Origin of the sequence: Amycolatopsis sp. WAC 04197, from assembly GCF_003947475.1 — a bacterium.
Taxonomy (GTDB): Bacteria; Actinomycetota; Actinomycetes; order Mycobacteriales; family Pseudonocardiaceae; genus Amycolatopsis; species Amycolatopsis japonica.
In genome coordinates this window covers 424,408-446,824 of record NZ_QHJK01000008.1, presented here as the reverse complement: position 1 = coordinate 446,824, position 22,417 = coordinate 424,408, and the positions used below count along the sequence as shown (strand labels likewise).

Genomic DNA, 22,417 nt, shown 5'->3' with positions numbered 1-22,417 from the left:
GATCCTACGGGCCGGTGAACTCGACCTCCGCCGACGGCACCACGCGCAGCCGTCCGCCGGGATGGATCGCCGTGCTCAGGAGCAGGTTGTGCCGCGCGACGACCTGTTCGGCGCTCAGCCCGGTGGTGGGGTCGCCGTCGGACGAGGGAGCGTGGCCGTCGGCGACCAGCACGACGTCCAGGCCGTGGCTCTGCGCGGACCGGGCGGTCGCGTCGACGCAGTAGTCGGTGGCCAGCCCGGTCAGCACCACGGTGTCGACGCCGCGGTCGACGAGCAGCCCCGCCAGCCCGGTGCGGTAAAAGGAATCCGTCGCCGTTTTGTCGACCACCAAGTCGACCGGTTCGAGACCGAGCAGCGCGCTGACGCGGGTGCCCGGCGACGCCGGGTCGAAGTCGGTGCCGGGCGCCCCGATCTGCCGCAGCGCGATCACCGGGACCCCGTTGTCGCGGGCCTTCCTGGCTAGCGTGGCGATCCGGGCCGCCAGTTCCTCACCACGCCAGACCAGGGGAACGAGCATTTCCTGCATGTCGACGATCAGCAGCGCGGCCCTCATGCCCGCAGCCTAAGGCAGTGCGGCGGGTGACTCGGCCTCCGGGATGAGCAGCCGCGGCGCGCCCGAGCCGTCGGCGGACACGGCCCAGACGTCGGAGTGTCCTTGAGTGCGGGGGAGGGCGTAGGCGACGGTCCGGTCGTCCAGCCACGCGGGCTGGTCGTCGACGTTCCTGGTCTCCGCCAGCGGCGTCACGGTGCCGCTCGCGAGGTCGAGCACCGACACCCGCCAGCCCTTCGCGGGATCGCCGTCGATGGCGGCCTTGTAGGCGACACGGGTCTCGTCGGGGGAGAGGGACGGGCATTCGACGTTGTCCCGCAAGGTCTCCACGGTCCGGGCGGTCGAGTCGCCTTCGACGAGGTACCGGTGGGAGCCGGTCGACATGGTGGCGTAGAACCGGCCCGGCTGACGGGTGAAGGTGACGCCCCAGAAGTTGAAGTCGGCCGCCTTGTACGGCTTGCCGTCCACGGTCACGGCGAAGTCCTCCAGCGTGCCCTCGACGTTGTCGGTGGTGAGGTCGAGGGTGCCGGCGCGGGTGGAGAACCGGCCGCCGTTGTAGGAATCGCCGGTGACGAACACCGTCCACGCCAGCCGCTTCCCGTCGGGCGAGACCCGTGCCCGGTTGGGCAGGCCGACCAGCGGGATCTCCTGCGTGACCGCGAGACGGTTGTCGAGCACGGCCAGCTGATACGTGGTGAGCCCGGTTTCCGGCCGCAGGCAGATCCCGGTGCCGCCCGCCGCGTAGACCCGGCTGCAGGAGACGGTCGACACCGCCCGTGCGCCGCCGGGGTCCGCGGCGCTGACACTGGACACGTGCCCGCGGTCGGCGTCGGCGGTGCTGCGGAAGAGCAGCCGCCCGCCTTCGAGGGTGACGGCGCCGCTGGTGCCCGCCGACGCGGTGTCCTGGTTGCGCGCGCCCGCCACCCCGACGTAGATCACGGCGGCCGCGGCCAGCGTGAGTACTCCGGTGACGGCGATCAGGACGCGGGTGCGGGTGTTCACGGTCGTGCCTTCCTGCGGGGAACCAAGAGAACGAAGGTGGCGGCGACGGCGGCGAGCACCGTCCCGGCGGCGATCGTGATCGCCGTGGTCGCGCCCCAGAACTGCCAAGAGAGTCCGAAAAGGACGGACGAGACGAAGTACGCGAGCGCCTGCCCGCTCTGCACGATCGCGATACCGGTGGTGCGCAACGCCTCGGGCAGCAGCGGTCCGGCGAGCGCCATCAGCACACCGTCGGTCGCCGCGTAGAACACGCCGTACAGCCCGAGGGTGAGCGCGAACAACGCCCAGCCGGTGAGCGGGCTGAGCAGCAGCAGGTAGACGGCGATCAGGGCGCCGTAACCGCCGAGCATCACCGGCAGCCTGCCGATACGGTCGGCCAGTGCGCCGAGCGGCGCGGCCAGCAGCAGATAGCCCAGGTTGGTCCCGACGGCCAGCAGCGGGAACCAGCCGGTGGCGATGTCCTCCTTGTCCTGCAACAGGAGATAGACGAAGCCGTCCCCGATGGTGGCCAGGCCGAGGACGCACGCGGCGGTCAGCAGCCGCCGTACACCGGCGCCCCGCAGGAGCCCCGCCGCCGCGCGCAGGGACACGGTGCCGGACGGTGGTTTGGGCGCGCGGTGGTCGCGGACGAACAACGCCAGCAGCAGCACTCCGGCGGTGGCGATGCAGAAGCTGGTCACGAAGACCGCGTCGAAGCCTTCGACCCCGGTCGCCGAGCCCGCCACGGCCAGCACCGCGACCGCGGCGAGCGGGCCGAGGAAAGCGCCGACGCTGTCCATCGCCCGGTGCACGCCGAACGCGCGGCCCAGCATGTGCTCGGGGGCCGACAGGGTGATCAGCGCGTCGCGGGGCGCGGTCCGCAACCCCTTGCCCGTGCGGTCCGCGGTCAGCACCACGCCGATCGCGGTCGCCGACGACCCCGCGGCCACGAGCCCCAGTTTCGCCACGGCCGACATCGCGTAGCCCAGTCCGGCGACCGCCTTGCGCCGTCGCACCCGGTCGGCGACGTAACCGCCGACCAGGCGCAGCAGCGCGGTCGCGCCGGTGTAGAGGCCGTCCACCACGCCGTACGCCGCCGGGCCGAGGTGCAGCCCGAGCACCAGGTACACCGGCAGCACGGCCGTCACCATCTCGGAGGAGACGTCTGTGACGAGGCTGACGGTGCCCAGGGCGAAGACGTTCCCGCCCAGCAGGGCGAAGGACTTCTTGGACACGCCACCGGGATGCTCCCGGCGGCCGATCGTGGACAGGTACACGCGACGAGCCACCCTTCTCCGCCCGCGGGCGTGTCCACAGTGGACACGCCCGCGGGGTTCACCCGATTACTGCCACACGCTGGTGATCGGCGCCTTGTTGGCCGCGTTGGCGATGCCCGGCAGGCCGAACGACGCCTCCATCGTGCGGAGGATCGAGTAGTGGTTGATGGATTCGCTGTAACTGCCCGGCTTCACGTGGGCGCCGACGAACGTCGTGAAGATCTGGTTCACCGACGTCCCGCTGTCCTCGTCGAAATTGACGATCAGCAGGCTGTTGTGCGTCTTGGCCCACTGCGCGTACGCGTCGAGGTTCTTCTTCAGCCATTTGTCGCCGGTGTCGACCGAACAGTCGTGCATGTCGCTGCACAGGTCCGGGGTCACGAAAGCGACGTGGGGGAGCTTGGTGAAGTCGCTCGGGAACGACGAGAACCGTTTGTTCGCCGACGACGGCACATTGCTGAAGCTGACCCAGCTGTTGTGCTTGCGGGCGTAATTGCCCTTCGTGCAGCCGGTGTAGCCGTCGGAAGGCATGCTTTCCGCGTAACCGACGAACTTCTTGCCGATCCCCGCCAGCTGGGACGCGATGTTCTCCTTGTTCCCGAGATCCTGGCATTTGTTGCTGTCGACACCGTGCGTCGAACCCGCGAACTGGGCGATGTAGTTCGGCTGGCTGGGGTGCGTCGTCCCGTACGCCTTGGTGAACTTGGCGCCCTGCGAGGCGAGCTTGTTGAAGTACGGCGCCTTGGAGCTCCCGCTGATCTCCTTGTAGTCCTTGTTCTCGAACATCACGAGGACGATGTGGTCGAACGCGGGCACTTTCGCCGCGGCGGGCTCTATCGCGGCGGCGGGAGTGTCCTGATGGGACACCACCAGCGCCGTGGCCAAACCGGTCGCGGCCACGGCCGCGACCGCGATCCGTTTCCAGAACATGGAAACCTCCTGGGAAAAGGTTGAAACTTTGACGACCAACCATCGGGTTCAGCGGCGCTCCGCGGGCGTCGACAGAGTTGAGACATCGGATGTCTCTGGTGCATTTAAACGGCAAAGAAGTCCTCGGCCCATCAAGATCGCCTGACTGGAGTAACCGGGGGTGGTGGAACGCCCCAAATCCGGCATTGCTTGGCACGAAACCATGTAAACCGGCCGCCGACCTTGCGTTCGTTGCCGGGAACCGGTGAACTTATGGCAACTCGCTGATTCAGCCGGTTGACAGTGGCGCCGCCATTGCCCCAGCTCTGTGGTGTACTCATCCGACCATTGGTTAAGCTGTCGGCGTGAAGCCCTTTTCGTCGAGGCCGGCCGGATACACGATCGAAGAACTTTCCACGATCGTCGGCATGTCGGCGCGCAATATCCGGGCCCATCAGACGCGGGGCCTGCTCGCCCCGCCGGTCCGGCACGGCAGGTCCGCCTACTACGGCCCGGCCCATCTGCGGCGGCTGCGACGCATCACGATGCTGCAGAAACAAGGCTTCAACCTGGTGTCCATCGCCGCGATGCTCGGAACGACCACAGTGGACCGGGCCGAGCAGCTGGACGCGGCGATGGCGGACATCGCCCGTGACCAGCCCGCCGTCGCCCGGTGCCTGGAACGCCACGGCGTGCTCGGCAGGGACGAGACGGGAGCCCCGGCGGTCGTGCGCCCGTCCGTTTCGCGCGCGGTGACGGACCTCGCCGTGGCCGGGATCCCGCCCGTCGCCGCCCTGCGGTTCCTCGGGCAGTTCATGGACCGGGTCGCGCCCTTGGCCGGTGAACAGCTGGGTGCGCTGAAAGCTCAGACGGGAGGGGGCTCGGCGGCTCCCCGAGCCTGTTTCGCGGACCTCCTTGTAAGCGCTTTCAAGATCGCCGTGGAAAACGCGGCCGAAGTCACTTTCCCAGTCGTGGAGCCAGGGACCTGGCCGCCGAAGTGACTGCCGCCGTCGCCGCGTCGAGGCCGGTTCCCTCGGCGGAACCGGACAGGATGACGACGATGTAGCGGTCGCCTTCACCGACGAGCCCCGTCGTGTGCGCGTCCACCGAACCCCGTCCGGCCGCCCAGCCCTGTTTCACGGCCCACGGCCGGTCGCCGAAGGCCGTAGGGATGCCGAAGTGCTGGTCGAACCCGTCGGCGGCGGTGCGGCTCGCCTGGCGCAAGGGCGCGAGGATGACGTCCCGCTTGGCCTTCGGCAGCTTGAGGACGCGCCGGTACACCGCGGCGATGTCGTCCGCGGTGGACAATGTGTCGCCCCAGCGGCCCGCGTCGGTGGGCGGGGTGGTGTTCTTCAGTCCCGCGGCCGCCACCGTCCTGGTGACGATCGCGGGGCCGCCGTTCCTGGTCCAGAGCGTGTTGGCGACGGCGTCGTCGCTTTTCGCCAGCATCCGGTGGAGCTGGGCTTCGTCGGCCTTGCTCGTCTTGCGGGTGACGGCGTCCAGCGCGATGAACAGTTTCACCACCGACGCCGTGCGGAACCTCTCCGAGCCTCGCTCCTCGATCACCTGCTCGCCCGCGGCGCGGTCGAAGACCACGGTCGCGACGCGTCTTTCCGGAGCAGGCCGGCTTTCCGCGACGGACTGGAAGATCACGTAGCCGAGGATCGCGACGATGACCGGGACGACGATCACGATCGTCACGCGGAGTCGTGATCGCCGGTTCGTGCCGGGCACTGCGATGGGCCTGGTTCGTTCGTCGAACATGGTGCCGATGTTCAGAGACGATCATCGTGGCCCCGTCTTGTTCGTGTCATGACTCTGTAACGAGAGGTCAGGAACGCTGCACGATGATCTGGTCGACGAGGGTGCCGTCGGCGCTGATCGCACGAACGTCCATTTTGGGCGGTGTGGTGCCCGTCCCCGCGACGACGTCGACCGCGACCAGGCTGTAGCCGCGGAACCGGACCCGGGACCAGGTGACCTTCTTGATGCGGTCCTGGCCGTCGCGTTCCGAGTACTTCATCGGGACGGGGGAGTCGTTGCTCGTCTCATGACCGAGGTACGTGTCGGGCGCCGGGAACTCGGAGACGCTGCCGCCACCGCCGCCCGCGGTGATGTAGGTGGTGCCGTCCTTGACCGGGTTGGTGGTCCCGCGCGAGGGCACCTTCTTGACGGCCTTGCCCGCCCGGATCGGGTCGGTGCGTTCGTAGATGTGGTTGTGGCCGTTGAGCACCAGGTCGACCTGGTACTTGTCGAACAACGGTGCCCAGTCCTTCTGCGCGCCGAGTTCGGCGCCGTTGGAATGGCAGGTGGAATACGTGCACTGGTGGCAGTAGACGACGATGAAGTCGATCGTGGGGTCGGCGCGGAAGGCGGCGAGCGTCTTGCCGAGCCATTTGAGCTGCTTGCCCTTGGTGTAGTCCAGATTGGACGGACTGTTGTAGCAGACGTCGTTGCCGTCCAGGCTGATCATGCCGACGTTCTGATAGCGCCACGAGTAGATGCAGGTGGAGCCGTCCCAGGCGTTGTCCGGCATGGTGAAACGCGCCCGCACGCCGCCGTAGCCGTCCTCGGAGTACCAGCCCTCCATTTCGTGGTTGCCGAGCGCCATCATCCACGGGATGCCGGCGGTGACCGGTTCGTTCTGCACGAAGAAGGAGTCCCAGAGCCGCGCGTCGTACTGGTCTTCCTCCGGATGTCCGCCCTCGCCTTCGAGCGCGTAGCTCAGGTCGCCCATGGCGAGGTGGAAGGCCGGATCGAGGCCCGCGATCAGGCTGCTGGTCGCGACGGCGTTGTAGCCGACACCCTGGTCGCCGAAAGCGGTGAAGGTGAACGTGCCGTCGCCGCCCGGGGCGGGAGCGGTGCGGAAGCTCGCCATCTCGCCGAGCCGGGCGGCGGGGTCGTAGCCCTCGTGTCCGACGACGTAGTAGTACGTGGTGTTGGGCAGGAGGCGGTCGATCCGGGCGTGGAGGTAGTACTGGGTGATCGACTTCGGGCTGTTCGGCGGTACCTCCTCGACCGGGTGCTGCCAGGACATCTGGCTGGTCAGCGCCCGGACCTCGGCCTGGATCGGCGGGCTGAAGTCGCCGGGCACGGTGCCGATCCGGATGAACGGCGCGGTCACCGCCGCGGGTACCTGCCAGGAGACGACGACCTGCTGGGACGGGTCGGCCCCGTAGGCGATGTGCCGTCCGAACGGTCGCAGCGCCGAACCGGCGACCTTGTCGGCGTTGAGCAGCACCATCGGCCCGGGGGAGGCCGCGGCCGAGCCCGGGAGCAGGACGCCGCCGGCGGCGAGTGCCGCGCCGCTCACCGCACCCACCCGGAACAGGGTCCGCCGCGAGTACTGATTGACGAACTTGTCGTGTTTCTCGGCCAAGCTGAGCCGACGATAGGCTTGGGACCTGCTGTTTCGGGGAGTTTCGGCCATGAAATCGAAGTTAAGAAGGCTTCTTAACTAAGTCAAGAGGCCGATGGTCGTTGGATGACCGGCTGCATGGAACCGTGCAAGTGACTCCGGGCATAGGGGACTTTGTGCCCGAACGGCGATCATGCGTGATCAGACGGCGATCACGCGTGATCAGAGACGGAACTCGCGTGATCAGGCGGCGATCATCGTGATCGCCGTCCAATCACGCGAGATCGCCGTTCAATCACGCGTGTTGCGGGTTTCGGGACTGTCAGACCAGCTCGGCCGAGACGACGGAGGTCAGCTCGCGCAGCCGGTCCAGCAGGGGCTCGACTTCGGCGGCGTCGATCAGGACGGCGCAGGTCATGGTGCTTTCCCGGACGCCGTCGCGGACGTCGACGGACAGGTCGTGGACCAGGCAGTCGAGCGCGTCGAGCAGGCCGGGGATCCGTTCGACGCCGCCGACGAAGTACGTGGCGATCCGGCGGCGGACCAGCATGGACGAGCGAGGGGCGGGAACCTGGAAAGCGGTGATCGACATCGTGGTCTCCGAAGGCGGGAAAACGTACAGGCCATGGAGGGCCAGGTCCCGGGAGATGCCCCGTATCGAGGGGTCGCCGGAATGCGCGCCGACGACCTGGTTCAGCCGGCGCGCTCGACTACGAGTCGGGTCCAGCGGCGCACGGCGACAGGCTAGCACGTCACGAGAGGCGCAGCCGAGAACCTTGCTCGCGGACGTGCGCGGCGGAGCCGCAGCCGAGGTCCAGCTGCCGCTGCCGCTCGGCCACGAACGCCCGGCCGAGGCCGGTGCGATCCGAAGTGGACAGTGTGCGCCGGAGTTCGTTCAGCAACCCGCGTTCCTCCGCGCGGATATGCGCGTCCACCGAATTCTCCAGCGCTGCCAACGCCTTCTCGGAGTCGGCGGATTCCAGCACGGCCAGCAGCTCGTCCGCGAGCCCGCTCTCCGTCGCATCGGGACGGACGATCCGCTCCGTCGCGGTCGCATGGGCGACCAAGGACGCCGAGAGCTCCGCGATCAGCGCCGGACGGTCGGCCTCGTCGTTGCGGAGGTCGCGGAACAGCTGTTCGATCCGGCGGTGATCGGCCAGGACGACCTCCACCAGGTCGGAGCCCGGGGGAGCGGCCGTCGGGCCGGGACGCATCCAGCCGAACGTCAGCTCCACGGCCTGACGCCAGTGCGAGTACTCACTGTCGCGGCGGGAGGGGTCCATCGTCGGCAGCCACTGCCCGGCGCGGTGCCAGTTCCGCCGCAGACCCTCCAGGTCCGGCCAGTACCCGACCGACAATCCGGCCGCGTACGCCGCGCCCAGCGACACCGTCTCGGCGACCATCGGGCGCACCACCGGCACGTCGAGGACGTCGGCGACGAACTGCATCAGCAGGTTGTCGGCCGTCATCCCACCGTCCACCTTGAGCGTCGAGAGCGCTAGCCCGGAGTCGGCGTTCATCGCGTCGACCACCTCGCGGGTCTGCCAGCCCGTCGCCTCCAGCACGGCCCTGGCCAGATGCCCCTTGGTGATGTACGACGTCAGCCCGGCGATCACGCCGCGTGCCTCACTGTGCCAATGCGGCGCGAACAGACCGGAGAAGGCGGGCACGATGTAGCAGCCGCCGTTGTCCTCGACCGTGCGCGCCAGCGTCTCGATCTCGGGCGCGCTGCCGATCAGTTCGAGCCCGTCGCGGAACCACTGCACCAGCGAGCCGGTGACCGCGATCGACCCTTCGAGCGCGTACACGGCGGGCTCGTCGCCGATCTTGAAGCCGACGGTGGTCAGCATGCCGTGCGCCGAGAGCACCGGCGTCGGACCGGTGTTGAGCAGCAGGAAGCTGCCGGTTCCGTACGTGCATTTCGCCTCACCGGGGGCGAAGCATGTCTGGCCGAACAGCGCCGCCTGCTGATCGCCGAGCGCCGCCGCGATCCGAATGCCGGGGACCACCCGCGACGTCGTCCCGTACACCTCGGTCGACGGGCGGATCTCCGGCAGCATCGCGCGCGGGACGTCGAAGAACTCCAGCAGTTCGTCGTCCCACGACAGCGTGCGCAGGTTCATCAGCATGGTGCGTGAGGCGTTGGTGACGTCGGTGACGTGGACGCCGCCCTCGGGGCCGCCGGTCAGGTTCCAGATCAGCCAGCTCTCCACCGTCCCGAACAGGACGTCGCCGCTTTCGGCGCGTTCCCGCAGGCCAGGGGTGCGTTCGAGCATCCACCGGATCCGCGGCGCGGAGAAGTACGTGGCCAGCGGCAGCCCGCACAGCCGCCGGACCCGGTCGGCGCCCGGCTCGCGGGCGAGGTGTTCGAGCATCGCGTCGGTGCGGGTGTCCTGCCAGACGATCGCTCGCCCGACCGGGTTGCCGGTGTGCCGGTCCCACAGCACCGTCGTTTCGCGCTGGTTCGCGATGCCGAGCCCGACCACCTGGCCGGCTTCGACGCCGGCGTCGGCCAGCGCCTGCGGCACGATCCGGCCGACGTTGCGCCAGATCTCCGTCGCGTCGTGTTCGACCCAGCCCGGCCGCGGGAAATGCTGGGTGTGTTCGCGCTGCGCGACCGACACCAGTCTGCCGCGCGCGTCGAACAGGATGCACCGCGTCGAGGTGGTGCCCTGGTCGATCGACATCACGTAGCGCTGGACCACGCGAGCACCTCCATCACCATCGGGACGCGCCGAGATCGCGGGAGACCGCCCGTGCCGCGTCGCGCACGTGGCCGAGCAGCCGCGGGATCGGGCTGCCGTCGGCTTCACAGATCCGTTCCGCCGCGCCGGAGACACCGATCGCGCCGACCACGATGCCGCCGTGGCCGCGGATCGGCGCGGCTATCCCGGCCTCGCCGGTGATCATCTCGCCGTTCTCGCTCGCCCAGCCCGCCTCGCGCACCTTGCCGCAGGCGCGTTTGATCGCGGTCTGGGTGACCAGGGTCCGGCGCGTGTAGGCCTCCGGTCCGCCGGTGCGCAACGATGCCACGAGACCGGTGTCGTAGGCCAGAAGGACTTTCCCGAGCGCCGTCGCGTGCAACGGCAGAAGCGTGCCGACGTCGAGCGTCTGCAGGCTGTCGTCGGGCCGGAACACGTGGTGCACCACCAGGACCCGGCCCTCCAGCGGTGCGCCGATGCGGACGGCCTCGCCGCTGCGCGCGGCCAGCGCGTCGGCCCAGTTGATCGCGCGGGAGCGGAGTTCGTTGACGTCGAGGTAGCTCGTGCCGAGGTGCAGGAGCGCCGCGCCCAGTTGGTATTTCCCGGTGTCGCGGTCTTGTTCGACAAAGCCGACCCCTTGCAGGGTACGGAGGATCCCGTGCGCCGTTCCCTTGGCGAGTTCGAGGGAATCGGCGATCTCGCCGACCCCGAGACGGCCGGAACCGCGCGCCAGCAACCGCAGGATCGCGGCGGCGCGCTCGATGGACTGGATCGGACCGGGCACGGCCCAACCGTAGCCCGACCGGCCCTGATTCGACAATGTCGAACATCGTCTCCGGGCGTTCGACAATGCCGACCGGCGTCCGTTGACCCCGCGTTTCCGCGAACTTAACTTCGGCCTCAACAGGGCAACGGTGTCCTTTGTGGAGGAAGCAATGGTGCGAAACCTCAAGGCTCGCGGACTGGCGGGCGAACTGGCGGCGGAGTTCGTCGGGACGATGATCCTCATCCTGTTCGGCTGCGGGGTGGTGGCCCAAGTCGTCGCCGCGGGCATCGGGGACCACGACAGCATCGCGTGGGCGTGGGGAATCGGTGTCACGCTGGGTATCTACGTGGCTTCACGGATCAGTGGCGCGCATCTGAACCCCGCCATCACCGTGGCGCTCGCGGTGTTCAAGGGCTTCTCGTGGCGCAAGGTCGCCCCGTACGCCTTGGCGCAGACCGCCGGCGCGTTCCTCGCCGCGCTGCTGGTGCGCTGGAACTACACCGAGGTGCTCAACGCCGCGGACCCCGGCCTGACGATCAAGACGCAGGGCGTGTTCTCCACTCTTCCGGGTAACGGAACCCTGCCGGTGGGTGACTGGGGCGCCTTCCGCGACCAGATCATCGGTACCGCGATCCTGGCACTGGTGATCTTCGCCATCACCGACCTCCGCAACACCGCGCCGGCCGCGAATCTCGCGCCCGTGGTCGTCGGATTCCTCGTGGTCGCCATCGGCATGGCCTGGGGCACCAACGCCGGCTACGCGATCAACCCCGCCCGCGACTTCGGTCCGCGCCTGATGTCCTGGCTCACCGGGTACGACACCGCGTTCACCGATCAATACGGCTATCCGTACTGGTGGATCCCGATCGTGGCGCCGGTGATCGGCGCGGTCATCGGCGGGGCGATCTACAAGTACTTCATCGAGCGTTACCTGCCCGCCGAACCGGCACCGGAAGCCTTGCCCGCCAAGGACATCGAGCGCGTTTCCTAAGGAGCGAAACCATGCCTGACTACATCGGCGCCGTCGACCAGGGCACCACCAGCACGCGGTTCATGATCTTCGACCACGGCGGCAACGAGATCGCCCGCCACCAGCTCGAGCACGAGCAGATCCTCCCCAAGCCGGGCTGGGTCGAACACGACGCGACCGAGATCTGGGAGCGAACCCGCTCGGTCATCGCCACCGCGCTCAACAAGGCGAAGCTGACCGCCGCCGACCTCGCGTCCCTCGGCATCACCAACCAGCGCGAGACCACCGTCGTGTGGAACCGCCGCACCGGGCGCCCGTACTGCAACGCCATCGTGTGGCAGGACACCCGCACCGACCGGATCGCCTCGGCGCTCGAACGCGAGGGCAAGGGCGACGTCATCCGCCGCAAGGCCGGTCTGCCGCCCGCCACCTACTTCTCCGGTGGCAAGCTGCAGTGGATCCTGGAGAACGTCGAGGGCGTCCGCGAAGACGCCGAAAAGGGTGACGCGCTCTTCGGCACCACCGACACCTGGCTCATCTGGAACCTCACCGGCGGCGCCGACGGCGGTGTGCACGTGACGGATCCGACCAACGCGTCGCGCACCATGCTCATGGACCTGGAAACGCTGGAGTGGGACGACGAACTGCTGTCGTTCTTCGGTGTCCCCAAGCAGATGCTGCCGTCGATCGCGCCGTCGTCGAACAACGGCCGCTTCGGCGTGACCCGCGCGGACGGCCCGCTCGGCGGCGAGGTCGCCATCACCGGCGTGCTCGGCGACCAGCAGGCGGCGACCGTCGGCCAGGTGTGCTTCCGCCCCGGCGAAGCCAAGAACACCTACGGCACCGGCAACTTCCTGCTCCTCAACACCGGGCACGAGGTCGTGCGGTCGAAGCACGGGCTGCTCACGACGCTGGCCTACCAGTTCGGCGACGAGAAGCCGGTGTACGCGCTGGAGGGCTCCATCGCCGTCACAGGTTCCGCCGTGCAGTGGCTGCGCGACCAGCTGGGCATCATCAGTGGCGCGTCCCAGAGCGAGAGCCTCGCGCGTCAGGTCGAGGACAACGGCGGCGTCTACTTCGTCCCCGCGTTCTCCGGGCTTTTCGCCCCGTACTGGCGTTCCGACGCGCGCGGCGCGATCGTCGGCCTCACCCGCGCCACCACCAACGCGCATCTGGCGCGGGCGACCCTCGAAGCGATCTGCTACCAGACCCGCGACGTCGTCGAGGCCATGCAGAACGATTCCGGCGTCACGCTCGACGTGTTGCGTGTGGACGGTGGCGTGACCGCCAACGAACTCTGCATGCAGCTGCAGGCCGACATCCTAGGCGTGCCGGTGTCGAAGCCGGTCGTCGCGGAGACCACCGCGCTCGGCGCCGCCTACGCGGCCGGGCTCGCCGTCGGATTCTGGAAGAGCACCGACGAGCTGGAACAGAACTGGAACGAGGACAAGCGCTGGGAGCCGTCGTGGACGGACGAACAGCGCGCCGAGGGCTACGCGGGCTGGCAGAAGGCCGTCGGCCGCACGCTCGACTGGGTCGAGGTCGAGTGAGCCCGATGAACAGGAGGAACAAGGTGACACCCGTACCGCTTTCCCCGGTCTACCGTGCTGAGACGCTGCGCAAGCTCGCTCGTGAGGAGATCGACGTGCTCGTCGTCGGCGGGGGAGTGACCGGTGCCGGCGTCGCACTCGACGCGGCTTCGCGCGGGCTCTCCGTCGCGCTCGTCGAGGCCCGCGACTTCGCCGCCGGAACGTCGAGCCGGTCGTCGAAGCTGATCCACGGTGGGCTGCGCTACCTGGAGAACCTGGACTTCAAGCTGGTCCGTGAGGCGTTGAAGGAACGCAGCCTGCTCCTGCAGACCCTCGCGCCGCACCTGGTCCGGCCGGTGAAGTTCCTGGTGCCGCTCAAGCACCGCGTCTGGGAACGCGGCTACATCGGCGCGGGTGTCACGCTTTACGACACCCTCGGCGGAGCACGCGCCCTGCCGCGGCACCGGCATCTGTCGAAGCGCGGCGCGGGCAAGGTCGCTCCCGGTCTCGCGGACGACGCCCTGATCGGCGCCATCCAGTACTACGACGCCCAGGTCGACGACGCCCGCCACACGATGACCATCGCGCGGACCGCGGCCGAGCAGGGTGCTTCCGTCCTCACCCGGGCGCGGGTGACCTCGCTGATCCGCGACGGCGAACGTGTCGTCGGGGCCAAGGTCGTCGACCGCGAGAGCGGTGCGGAGATCGAGGTCCGGGCGAAGACGGTCGTCGCGGCCACCGGCGTGTGGAGCGACGACATGGCGGAAGCGGCGGGCATCCCCGCGCCGTTCACCGTGCGCGCTTCGAAGGGCATCCACCTGGTGGTGCCGCGCGAGAAGATCGACCTGGACACCGGGCTGATCCTGCGCACCGAGAAGAGCGTGCTGTTCGTCATCCCGTGGGGGCGGCACTGGATCGTCGGCACCACCGACACCGAATGGGACCTCGACCGCGAGCACCCGGCGGCCAGCCAGGCGGACGTCGACTACGTGCTCGACCACCTCAACGCCGTCCTCCGCACGCCGATCACCGCCGACGACATCGAAGGCGTGTACGCCGGGCTTCGGCCGCTGCTGGCCGCGAAGGCGACGTCGACCACGAAGCTGTCGCGGGAGCACGCCGTCGCGCATCCGGTGCCGGGTCTGGTGATCGTGGCCGGCGGCAAGTACACGACGTACCGCGTGATGGCCGCCGACGCGGTCGACGTCGCGGTGGAGGACCTCGGCCGCCCGGCGCCGTCGTCGTGGACCGAGCGGCTGCCGATCGTCGGCGCGACCGGCTATCACGAGATGTGGGGCGCGCGGCATTCGCTCGTGCAGCGCACGGGGCTGCCGATCGCCCGCATCGAGCATCTCCTCCAGCGCTACGGCACCGCGATCGAGGACATCCTGGAGTCGATCTCGGAGCGTCCCGAACTGGGCGAAGCGATCCCGGGGACCGCGGAGTACCTGAAGGCGGAGGTCGTTTACGCGGTCTCGCACGAGGGCGCGCTGCACCTGGAGGACGTCCTGACGCGGCGCACCCGGATCTCCATCGAGGAGCGGGATCGCGGCGTGACCGCGGCGCCGGTGGTGGCGGAGCTGATGGCGCCGCTGCTGGGCTGGGACTCGCACAAGCAGGAACGCGAGGTCGCGAACTACCTCGCGCGGGTCGAGGCGGAACGGTCCGCGCAGGCCCAGCCGGACGACGAAGCGGCGAACGCCAGCCGTCTCGCGGCTCCGGCGCTGCTGCCCAGCTGATCTCGTCAGTCCGTGAAGGCCTCCTTGAGGGACCCAGAGTCCCTCAAGGAGGCCTTCACGGACTTGTCGTCTACTTGAGCCAGTCGAGATAGCGGGTCTCGGCGATACGGGCGCCGTCCTTCGTGGTGAGTACGTCACCCTTGATGGCGGCGAACATGCCCGCCGTGTCGTCGACGGTCACCGGACGCGTGTCTCCCTTGGCGGACAAGGTGATCCGGCCCAGTTCGTCCAGCGGGTAGACGTCCGGGCCGCCGACGTCGAGGGTGCCGTTCAACGGCTTCCCCGCCGAGACCTCGGAAACCGCGGCGGCGACGTCGGCCGCGGCGATCGGTTGGATCGGCGTGCTGGGCAGGCGGACGGCGGTCTCGTCCGAGGTCCAGGACAGCACCGCGTCGACGAATTCCATGAACTGGGTGGCGCGGACGATCGAGTAGGGGACACCGCTCTCCTTGAGGATGTCCTCCTGCAGGGTCTTCGCCCGGTAGTAGTCGAGCTGCGGCACCTGGTCGACGCCGACGATCGACAGGATCACGAAATGCCCGGTGCCCGCCTTCTTCGCGGCCGCCACGAGGTTGTCCATCGACGTCCGGAAGAACGCGGGGGAGGCGTCGTCGAAAGTCGGCGAGTTCGTGAGGTTGACGACCACGTCGGCGCCGTCGAGGGCGGTGTCCAGGCCCTGCCCGGTGAGCAGGTCGACCCCGGTGGACGGCGAATGCGGCACCGCCTCGTGCCCGGCCTCGTTCAGGTTGCGCACGACCTGCGAGCCGATCAGCCCGGTCCCGCCGATGATCGCGAATTTCATGACCCAGTGCCCTTCGTCGGTGGCGCCCGCAAACCCGGACACCGAATGTCCGAGATGTTACTCGGATACATTGTGTCCGAGTCAAGAGGCCGGTTAGAGTCATCCGGGTGAAGATGTCCGGTGGGGTCGAGTGGGCCCTGCACTGCTGTGTCGTGTTGACCTCCGTCGACGAGCCCGCGCCCGCCGCGCGCTTGGCGCAGCTTCACGACGTCTCGCCGAGCTACCTCGCGAAGCAGCTCCAGGCGCTTTCCCGGGCCGATCTCATCCGGTCGGTGCAGGGGAAGGCAGGTGGCTACGTCCTCACCAGACCGCCTTCGGAGATCACGGTGCTCGACGTCGTCGAGGCCATCGACGGGCCCGGCCCGGCCTTCATCTGCACCGAGATCCGGCAGCGCGGCCCGATGGCGACGCCGCCCGAGGCGTGCACGACGCCGTGCGCCATCAGCCGCGCGATGGCGAACGCCGAGGTTCAGTGGCGGGCGGCGTTGCGCGCCGTCACCATCGCGGATCTGGCCGACGACGTCCGGGGTGACTACGGTCCGGGCGCGCTCGCCGGGATCGGCGCGTGGTTCAAGGCCGCCGAGGGGTAGCGAGGGCGCCGGTCCGGGTGGTCGGCTTGGACGGCACGCGTGTCGTCCGTGGAATCACACGTGCCGTCCACCCAATCACGCAACCGGCGCGCCGGCGGATCTACCTCACGCACCGGCTGGGCGCGTTGCGGGCGATCCACACGGTGCACACCGCGCCGGTGCTGGAAATCGTGAAGGCGGTCGGACCGCTCACGGCCTGAAACGGTCGGCGTGCTCGGCGACCCACTGCGCGAAGGTGCGGGCGGGCCGTCCGGTCACCTTCTCGATCGTGTCGACGACGGTGCGCGCCTCGACAGGCGGATCGCTGTGCCAGCCGACGACGTACTCGGCGTCCGCGACCGAGACGCCTTCGGCCAGCAGCCGGTCGATCGCCTGTTGCCGCGTGATCGGCTCCAGCGTGATGTCACGGCCGACCGCGGAGCCGAGGATCGCGATCCGTTCGCTCGTGGTCAGGGCCTGCGGCCCGGTGAGGTTGTAGACCTTGCCCGAATGCCCGTCCTCCACGAGTGCGGTGGCGGCGACGGCGCCGATGTCGCCCTCGTGCACCACGGCGCTCGGAAGGTCGAACGGCTCGCGGATCACGCCTTCGGCGCGGACCGAGTCGACCCAGGTCAGGGCGTTGGACATGAACTCCTGCGGCTCCAGGCGCGTCCATTCCACCCCGGACTCGACCATGGCCTGTTCCGTCGGCCCGACGTAACCGCCCCATACGACGGTCATCCGGCGCACGCCCGCGTCCACGGCGCGTTTGACCAGATCGGCGCCGACGTCGGCGAGTCCCGCCGTGACGGTGATGTGCAGTTTGGTGACACCTGCCAAGGCCTCGGTCAACGTCTCCGGCGCGGTGTGGGTGCCTTTCACGAGTTCGACACCCGCCGGGAGCCGGGCTTCGGCGGGGTTCCTGGTGAGCGCCCGGACCTGCTCCCCACGGCGGAGGAGTTCGGCCACCACGTGGCGGCCGGTGTTCCCGGTAGCTCCGGTTACCAAGACGGTCATGAGTGATTCCCTTCGTTTTCCGCGAAGGTAAAAGCTCAAGTAATGTGGAGGTCAAGCGGACCGATCAGGAATCGAGAAGCATCGGTGCCCAGGGGATCCCTAGCGTCTTCGCCACAGGCAAAACGACTCCAGGAGGTTCTCGTGAGCAAGCGGATCCGGACGTTCCACCGGTGGACGTCGCTCGTCTTCGTCGCCACCGTCATCGTCTGCTTCGTCGTGGTGGCGCAGGGCGACCCGGCGCAGTGGGTGCTCTACACCCCGCTGCCGCCGCTCTTCCTGCTGATGTTCAGCGGGCTGTACCTGTTCGCGCTGCCGTACACCGCCAAGCGGCGGAATCGGCGACGGGTGGCCGGGTGACTCTTAGTTCACGGCAAAAATTAACAGGCGGCTTATCGGCCGGAAACCCTTGACGCCGCCGCCGGGGCCGGTGAGGATCGGCCGGTCCCCGCCTCCCGCAGAATGGACCAGACCATGGCAAGACGTGCTCGCGCGCGCCGAAGTCCGCTGATCGCCTTGATGAGTCTCACCCTGCTCGGCGGGGCCGTGGTGGCCACGCCCGCCGCCGTCGCCGCCGAGCAGCCGGTGATCGGGAAGCCCGCGCTCGACCGGGACGGCTGCGCCCGCATCGAGAAGAGCCTGCCGACGCTCGCCGACTGGCCGAAGGTCGAGAGCCGGTTCAAGGGCAAGGCCGGCGACGAACAGCGGATCGCCAGGATCCTCGAGGGAATGACCCTGGAGGAGAAGGTCGGGCAGATGACGCAGCCCGAGATCGCCGCGATCACCCCGGACGAGGTCCGGCAGTACTCGATCGGCTCGGTCCTCAACGGCGGCGGCTCGTGGCCGAACAAGGACAAGCACGCCTCCCAGCAGGACTGGCTGAAACTCGCCGATTCCTATTGGGACGCCGCGAAGGGCAGCAGGACGAAGATCCCGGTGATCTGGGGCATCGACGCCGTGCACGGCAACAACAACGTGTACGGCGCCACCGTCTTCCCGCACAACATCGGGCTCGGCGCGGCGCACGACCCGTGCCTGGTGCGCGACATCTCCGCGGCGACGGCCCGGCAGATCCGCGCCACCGGCCAGGACTGGGCCTTCGCGCCGACGCTGGCCGTCGTGAAGGACGACCGCTGGGGACGCACCTACGAAGGGTTCTCCGAGGACCCGCGGATCACCAGGGCCTACGGCTACGAGGCGATCAACGGTCTCCAGGACGGCTCGACCAAACGCATCGGCTACAACGGCGTGATCGGCACCGCCAAGCACTTCATCGGTGACGGCGGCACCCTCAAGGGACAGGATCAGGGCGTCAACCCGTCGTCCGAGGCCGAGATGATCAACGTCCACGGCCAGGGCTACTACGGCGCGCTCGCCGCGGGCTCCCAGACGGTGATGGTGTCGTTCAACAGCTGGACCAACGCCGAGCTGGGCATCGACGAGGGCAAGCTGCACGGCAGCGACAAGGCGCTGAATCAGATCCTCAAGGGCAAGATGGGCTTCGACGGCCTCGTCGTGTCCGACTGGAACGGTATCGGCCAGGTTCCGGGCTGTACCAACGCTTCCTGCCCGCAGGCGATCAACGCCGGCATCGACATCGTGATGGTGCCGAACGACTGGAAGGCGTTCATCACCAACACCGTCGCCCAGGTGAATTCCGGCCAGATCCCGGTCTCGCGGATCGACGACGCGGTGACCCGCATCCTGCGCGTCAAGCTGCGCTCCGGGCTTTTCGAGTCGCAGAAGCCGTCGGACCGGTCCTACGCCAACTCCGACGAAGCGCTGAAGGAGACCTGGCTGGCGCGTGACGCGGTCCGCTCCTCGCAGACGTTGCTGAAGAACAACGGCAACGTGCTGCCGCTCAAGCCGAAGTCGAAGGTGCTCGTGGTCGGCAAGAGCGCGGACAGCATCCAGAACCAGACCGGCGGCTGGACGCTGAGCTGGCAGGGGACCGGCAACACCAACGCCGACTTCCCGAACGCCACGTCGATCCTCGCCGGGCTCAAGCAGCAGCTCGGCGACGTCAACGTCACCTTCGACGAGAAGGGCGACACCGACCCGAAGGGCTACGACGCGGTCATCGCCGTCATCGGCGAAACCCCGTACGCGGAAGGCGTCGGCGACCTGACGCGCAAGACGCTGGAGGCTTCGAAGCTCTACCCCGAGGACCTGGCCGTGCTGGACAAGGTCCACGGGAAGGGTGCTCCGGTCGTCACCGTCTACGTCGGCGGCCGCCCGCTGTACATGAACAAGGAGATCAACCGCTCCGACGCGTTCGTCGCGGCCTGGCTGCCGGGCACCGAAGGCGGCGGAGTCGCGGATGTCCTGGTCAAGGGTGGTTTCAAGGGCACGCTGCCGTACTCGTGGCCGAAGAGCGCGTGCCAGACTCCGCTGAACGCGGGTTCGGCGGACTACGACCCGCTGTTCAAACTCGGCTACGGGCTCAAGACCGGGCAGCGCGTCACGGTCGGGCAGCTCGACGAGACGGCCGGGCCGGTGACGTGTGGCTCGACCGGTGGCGGCGGTACCGCGACTGAGGATCTCGAGGTGTTCAACCGCACCGATGTCGCGCCGTACAAGGGTTTCATCGGTTCCGCGGAGAACTGGGGCGGTACCGAGATCGGCCCCGACGGCACCGCTTCGCACGCCGAGATCAACGTCGTGCAGTCGGACGTGAACGTGCAGCAGGACGGGCTCAAGTCGACCTGGACCGGCACCGGCCCGGCGCAGATCTACTTTCAGAACCCGGCCGGTACCAACGATCTGCGCGGTTACCTCAACGCCGACGCGGCGCTGGAGTTCGACACGGTGGTGCACGAGGCGCCGGCGAACCGGACGGTGATCAGCATGCATTGCGTCTACCCGTGCTTCTCCGAGGTGAACGCGACCAAGCTGTTCACCGATCTCGCGGGCGCGCCGAAGTCGACGGTGAAGATCCCGGTGTCGTGCTTCGCGAACGGGCTGGATCTGGAGAACGTCAACACGCCGTTCCTGGTGTACACCGACGGCCGGTTCTCGGCTTCGTTCGCGAATGTGCGGTGGGTGCCCAAGGGGGCGCAGGATCCAGACGCGAGACCCTGCTCGAGCCTGAACTGAAGTACGTGAAGGCCCCCTTCCCTCGGCTCAGCCGAGGGAAGGGGGGCCTTCACGCGCTGTCGCTGTGGCTGCTGGGGCCGGTGTTGTTGCTGAGGCTGCAGCTGGCGATCGCGTAGTCCGTGAAGGCCTCCTTCCCTACCTTCAGGGTAGGCAAGGAGGCCTTCACGGACTTGGGAAGCGGGGAGTCAGGTGGTCGCCGGAGGTGACCAGGTAAGCCGCGGATCCGTCTGCACGAAGCTGCCCAGCAGGTGATCGATCCGCGTCAGCGCGTCGAGGTCCAGCACCACCCCGGCCGCCTTCGCGTTCTCGGTCACCTGGGCGGCGGTGCTCGCGCCCATCACCACCGAAGCGACGGTGTTGTGCTGCAACGTCCACGCGAGCGCCAGCTGGGCCATGGTCAACCCGGCTTCGTCGGCGACGCCGCGCAGCATGCCGACGCGTTCGAGGAGGTCCGGCAGGAGCAGCGGCCGCGTCTCGACCGCCTTCGCGCCCCGTGAGCCCGGCGGGATCTCGCCCGGCCGGTACTTGCCGGTCAGCACGCCCTGCGCGAGGGGGACCGACGCGAACTGGCCGATGCCGGACCGTTCGCACACCGGCATCACCTGGGCCTCGGCGACCCGCCAGAGCATCGAGTAATGCGGCTGGTTCGCCACCAGCGGGACGCCGTGCCGTTCGGCGATCGGCCGCGCTTCCAGCAGCTGTTCCGCCGTCCATTCCGCGGTACCGGCGTAGAGGATCTTCCCCTGCCGCACCAGATCCGACAGCGCGAGGAACGTCTCCTCCAACGGCGTGCGGTAGTCGAACCGCAGCAACTGGTAGACGTCGATGTAGTCGGTGCGCAGCCGCCGCAGCGAGCCGTTCACCGAGGTCACCAGGTGCTTGCGGCTGAGGCCCGCGTCGTTGGCACCCGGGCCTTCCGGCCAGAAGACACCGGTGCACAGGACGAGATCGTCGCGACGCGCGTGGCTCAGCGCCGCGGCGAGGTTCTCTTCGGCGGCACCGCCGTCCCAGGCGGCCGCGGTGTGGAACGTCGTGACGCCCGCGTCGAGCGCGGCCTGCACGCATTCCGCGCCGTCGGGGTGAGTGAGCCAGTTGCCGTAGGAGATCTCGCTGACGGACAGCCCGCTCGCGCCGAGCCTGCGGTATTCCATGGTCACCTCTTCCGCGCGCCGGTTTCGAGGATGGTGCGGTCGATCCATTCGTCGAGCCCGGCCGCCTTGCGGGCGTAGGTCTCCCGCACCGACTCGTGCGGCAGGATCAGGAACTCCTCCGACGCCAGCCCGTGCACGACGGACTCCGCGACGTCCTCCGGTTCCAGCAGCGGCGCGGCGGCGGCGATCGCGAGCGCGGCGGGGTGACCGGCGGCGATGCCGGGCTCCAGCAACGCGGTCCGCACGCCGAGCGGGCACAGGGCGCTGACCCGCACCCCGCGTGGCCGGTAGGTGATGGCCAGCCATTCGGCGAGCCCGACGGCCGCGTGCTTGGTCACCGAGTACGGCGCGTCGCCGGGAGTGCCCAGCAGGCCCGCGCCCGACGCCGTGATCAGCAGATATCCGTGGCCACGGCTCAGCATCGAGGGGAGCGCGACCTGCGCGGCGTGCACATGCTGCATGACGTTGATCGCCCACGACCGCGTCCACTGCTCGTCCGCGGCGTGCACTCCCGTCCCGAACGCGGCACCGGCGTTGGAGCAGAAGAGGTCCACCGGGCCGAACACCGCGCGGGCCTCGGTCACCAGCATCTTCAAGTCCTCTTTGGACGACGCGTCGGCGTGGCGCGCGATCGCGGTGCCGCCCGCGGCGGTGATCTCGGCGACCACCTTCTCCGCGCCCTCGAGATCGAGATCCGAGACCACCACCCCGGCGGCGCCCTCGGCAGCGAACCTCCTGGCCATGGCGGCGCCGATACCGTGTGCCGCGCCGGTCAGCACGACGACCCGTCCTGTCACTTCCACATGCGCTCCATGGTTATCGATTCTGCGTTCTATGACAATTCTTCTGTTTTGTCATGCCGGTGAGCAATGATTTCTTCAAATCGCCGACGAGTGTGATAAAAGTGCAGGTCAGAGGCTCGTTCTGGATGTGTCGACATATTTGTTTCCGGCGCCGGACTTTAGCATGTGTTCCCTTGTTTTCCGAGTTTTCGCACGAGAGTA

Annotated in this window: 20 protein-coding genes; 7 read left to right on the top strand and 13 right to left on the bottom strand. The window is 68.6% G+C overall.

Annotated features, from left to right (window positions below; genetic code table 11):
* Positions 1 to 4: 4 nt before the first annotated feature.
* The 4 genes from DMC64_RS29055 to DMC64_RS29040 form a co-directional block, all read right to left on the bottom strand.
* Positions 5 to 553 carry a cysteine hydrolase family protein gene (locus DMC64_RS29055; protein WP_125736096.1) on the bottom strand — a complete coding sequence of 183 codons (549 nt, stop codon included), beginning with the start codon at positions 551 to 553 and terminating at the stop codon, positions 5 to 7.
* A 9-nt stretch (positions 554 to 562) separates the two neighbouring features.
* Positions 563 to 1,552 carry a PD40 domain-containing protein gene (locus DMC64_RS29050; protein ID WP_125736095.1) on the bottom strand — a complete coding sequence of 330 codons (990 nt, stop codon included), beginning with the start codon at positions 1,550 to 1,552 and terminating at the stop codon, positions 563 to 565.
* Positions 1,549 to 2,808 carry an MFS transporter gene (locus DMC64_RS29045; RefSeq protein WP_199755145.1) on the bottom strand — a complete coding sequence of 420 codons (1,260 nt, stop codon included), beginning with the start codon at positions 2,806 to 2,808 and terminating at the stop codon, positions 1,549 to 1,551. Before DMC64_RS29045 ends, DMC64_RS29050 begins: the two co-directional genes overlap by 4 nt.
* A 66-nt stretch (positions 2,809 to 2,874) precedes the next feature.
* On the bottom strand, positions 2,875 to 3,738 hold the full coding sequence (locus tag DMC64_RS29040; RefSeq protein WP_037339543.1) for an alkaline phosphatase family protein: 864 nt from the start codon (positions 3,736 to 3,738) through the stop codon (positions 2,875 to 2,877).
* Positions 3,739 to 4,082: 344 nt separating this feature from the next.
* Between DMC64_RS29040 and DMC64_RS29035 the strand changes: the two genes are divergently transcribed.
* Complete coding sequence (locus DMC64_RS29035; RefSeq protein WP_125736094.1) at positions 4,083 to 4,718, top strand: MerR family transcriptional regulator; 636 nt, start codon at positions 4,083 to 4,085, stop codon at positions 4,716 to 4,718.
* Here DMC64_RS29035 and DMC64_RS29030 read toward each other — a convergent pair.
* The 5 genes from DMC64_RS29030 to DMC64_RS29010 all read right to left on the bottom strand — a co-directional run bounded on the left by DMC64_RS29030 (position 4,675) and on the right by DMC64_RS29010 (position 10,561).
* Positions 4,675 to 5,481 (bottom strand): serine hydrolase, encoded by an 807-nt coding sequence (locus tag DMC64_RS29030; protein ID WP_199755132.1) that lies wholly within the window; start codon positions 5,479 to 5,481, stop codon positions 4,675 to 4,677. The two genes, DMC64_RS29035 and DMC64_RS29030, sit on opposite strands and share 44 nt — an antisense overlap.
* 67 nt (positions 5,482 to 5,548) lie before the next feature.
* Complete coding sequence (locus tag DMC64_RS29025; protein ID WP_233629851.1) at positions 5,549 to 7,096, bottom strand: metallophosphoesterase family protein; 1,548 nt, start codon at positions 7,094 to 7,096, stop codon at positions 5,549 to 5,551.
* 301 nt (positions 7,097 to 7,397) lie between these two features.
* Positions 7,398 to 7,667 carry a hypothetical protein gene (locus DMC64_RS29020; protein ID WP_125736092.1) on the bottom strand — a complete coding sequence of 90 codons (270 nt, stop codon included), beginning with the start codon at positions 7,665 to 7,667 and terminating at the stop codon, positions 7,398 to 7,400.
* A gap of 160 nt (positions 7,668 to 7,827) precedes the next feature.
* Positions 7,828 to 9,780, bottom strand: coding sequence for a glycerol kinase GlpK (gene glpK / locus DMC64_RS29015; protein ID WP_125736091.1), 1,953 nt, complete (start codon positions 9,778 to 9,780; stop codon positions 7,828 to 7,830).
* A 13-nt stretch (positions 9,781 to 9,793) separates the two neighbouring features.
* Positions 9,794 to 10,561, bottom strand: coding sequence for an IclR family transcriptional regulator (locus DMC64_RS29010; protein WP_016335197.1), 768 nt, complete (start codon positions 10,559 to 10,561; stop codon positions 9,794 to 9,796).
* Positions 10,562 to 10,712: 151 nt separating this feature from the next.
* On the opposite strand from DMC64_RS29010, the gene DMC64_RS29005 reads away from it, so the two are divergent.
* From DMC64_RS29005 to glpD, 3 genes are read left to right on the top strand one after another with little or no spacing between them, the layout of a single operon-like run.
* On the top strand, positions 10,713 to 11,534 hold the full coding sequence (locus DMC64_RS29005) for an MIP/aquaporin family protein (RefSeq protein WP_125736090.1): 822 nt from the start codon (positions 10,713 to 10,715) through the stop codon (positions 11,532 to 11,534).
* A gap of 11 nt (positions 11,535 to 11,545) precedes the next feature.
* A complete protein-coding gene (gene glpK, locus DMC64_RS29000; protein WP_125736089.1) occupies positions 11,546 to 13,063 on the top strand; it encodes a glycerol kinase GlpK in 1,518 nt (505 codons plus the stop codon).
* A 5-nt stretch (positions 13,064 to 13,068) separates the two neighbouring features.
* Entirely contained in the window at positions 13,069 to 14,781 is a 1,713-nt protein-coding gene (gene glpD / locus DMC64_RS28995; protein WP_037339522.1) for a glycerol-3-phosphate dehydrogenase, read from the top strand.
* Between the two features lie 70 nt (positions 14,782 to 14,851).
* Here glpD and DMC64_RS28990 read toward each other — a convergent pair whose 3' ends face one another.
* Positions 14,852 to 15,583: an SDR family oxidoreductase gene (locus DMC64_RS28990; RefSeq protein WP_125736088.1), complete on the bottom strand. Its 732-nt coding sequence runs from the start codon at positions 15,581 to 15,583 to the stop codon at positions 14,852 to 14,854.
* Positions 15,584 to 15,696: 113 nt separating this feature from the next.
* Here DMC64_RS28990 and DMC64_RS28985 point away from each other — a divergent pair, with 113 nt between their 5' ends.
* Positions 15,697 to 16,173, top strand: coding sequence for an Rrf2 family transcriptional regulator (locus tag DMC64_RS28985; protein WP_125736271.1), 477 nt, complete (start codon positions 15,697 to 15,699; stop codon positions 16,171 to 16,173).
* A gap of 189 nt (positions 16,174 to 16,362) precedes the next feature.
* On the opposite strand, the gene DMC64_RS28980 is transcribed toward DMC64_RS28985, so the two are convergent.
* Positions 16,363 to 17,169, bottom strand: coding sequence for an NmrA family NAD(P)-binding protein (locus tag DMC64_RS28980; protein ID WP_125736087.1), 807 nt, complete (start codon positions 17,167 to 17,169; stop codon positions 16,363 to 16,365).
* A gap of 141 nt (positions 17,170 to 17,310) precedes the next feature.
* Here DMC64_RS28980 and DMC64_RS28975 point away from each other — a divergent pair, with 141 nt between their 5' ends.
* Positions 17,311 to 17,526, top strand: a complete 216-nt coding sequence (locus DMC64_RS28975; RefSeq protein ID WP_073844200.1) for a hypothetical protein — start codon at positions 17,311 to 17,313, stop codon at positions 17,524 to 17,526.
* Between the two features lie 159 nt (positions 17,527 to 17,685).
* Complete coding sequence (locus DMC64_RS28970) at positions 17,686 to 20,262, top strand: exo 1,3/1,4-beta-D-glucan glucohydrolase (RefSeq protein WP_125736270.1); 2,577 nt, start codon at positions 17,686 to 17,688, stop codon at positions 20,260 to 20,262.
* Positions 20,263 to 20,447: 185 nt separating this feature from the next.
* Here the strand turns inward: DMC64_RS28970 and DMC64_RS28965 are convergent, their stop codons facing one another.
* Both DMC64_RS28965 and DMC64_RS28960 read right to left on the bottom strand, forming a co-directional pair.
* Positions 20,448 to 21,413, bottom strand: coding sequence for an aldo/keto reductase (locus tag DMC64_RS28965; protein ID WP_125736086.1), 966 nt, complete (start codon positions 21,411 to 21,413; stop codon positions 20,448 to 20,450).
* 2 nt (positions 21,414 to 21,415) lie between these two features.
* Positions 21,416 to 22,216 (bottom strand): SDR family oxidoreductase, encoded by an 801-nt coding sequence (locus tag DMC64_RS28960; protein ID WP_125736085.1) that lies wholly within the window; start codon positions 22,214 to 22,216, stop codon positions 21,416 to 21,418.
* Positions 22,217 to 22,417: the final 201 nt, after the last annotated feature.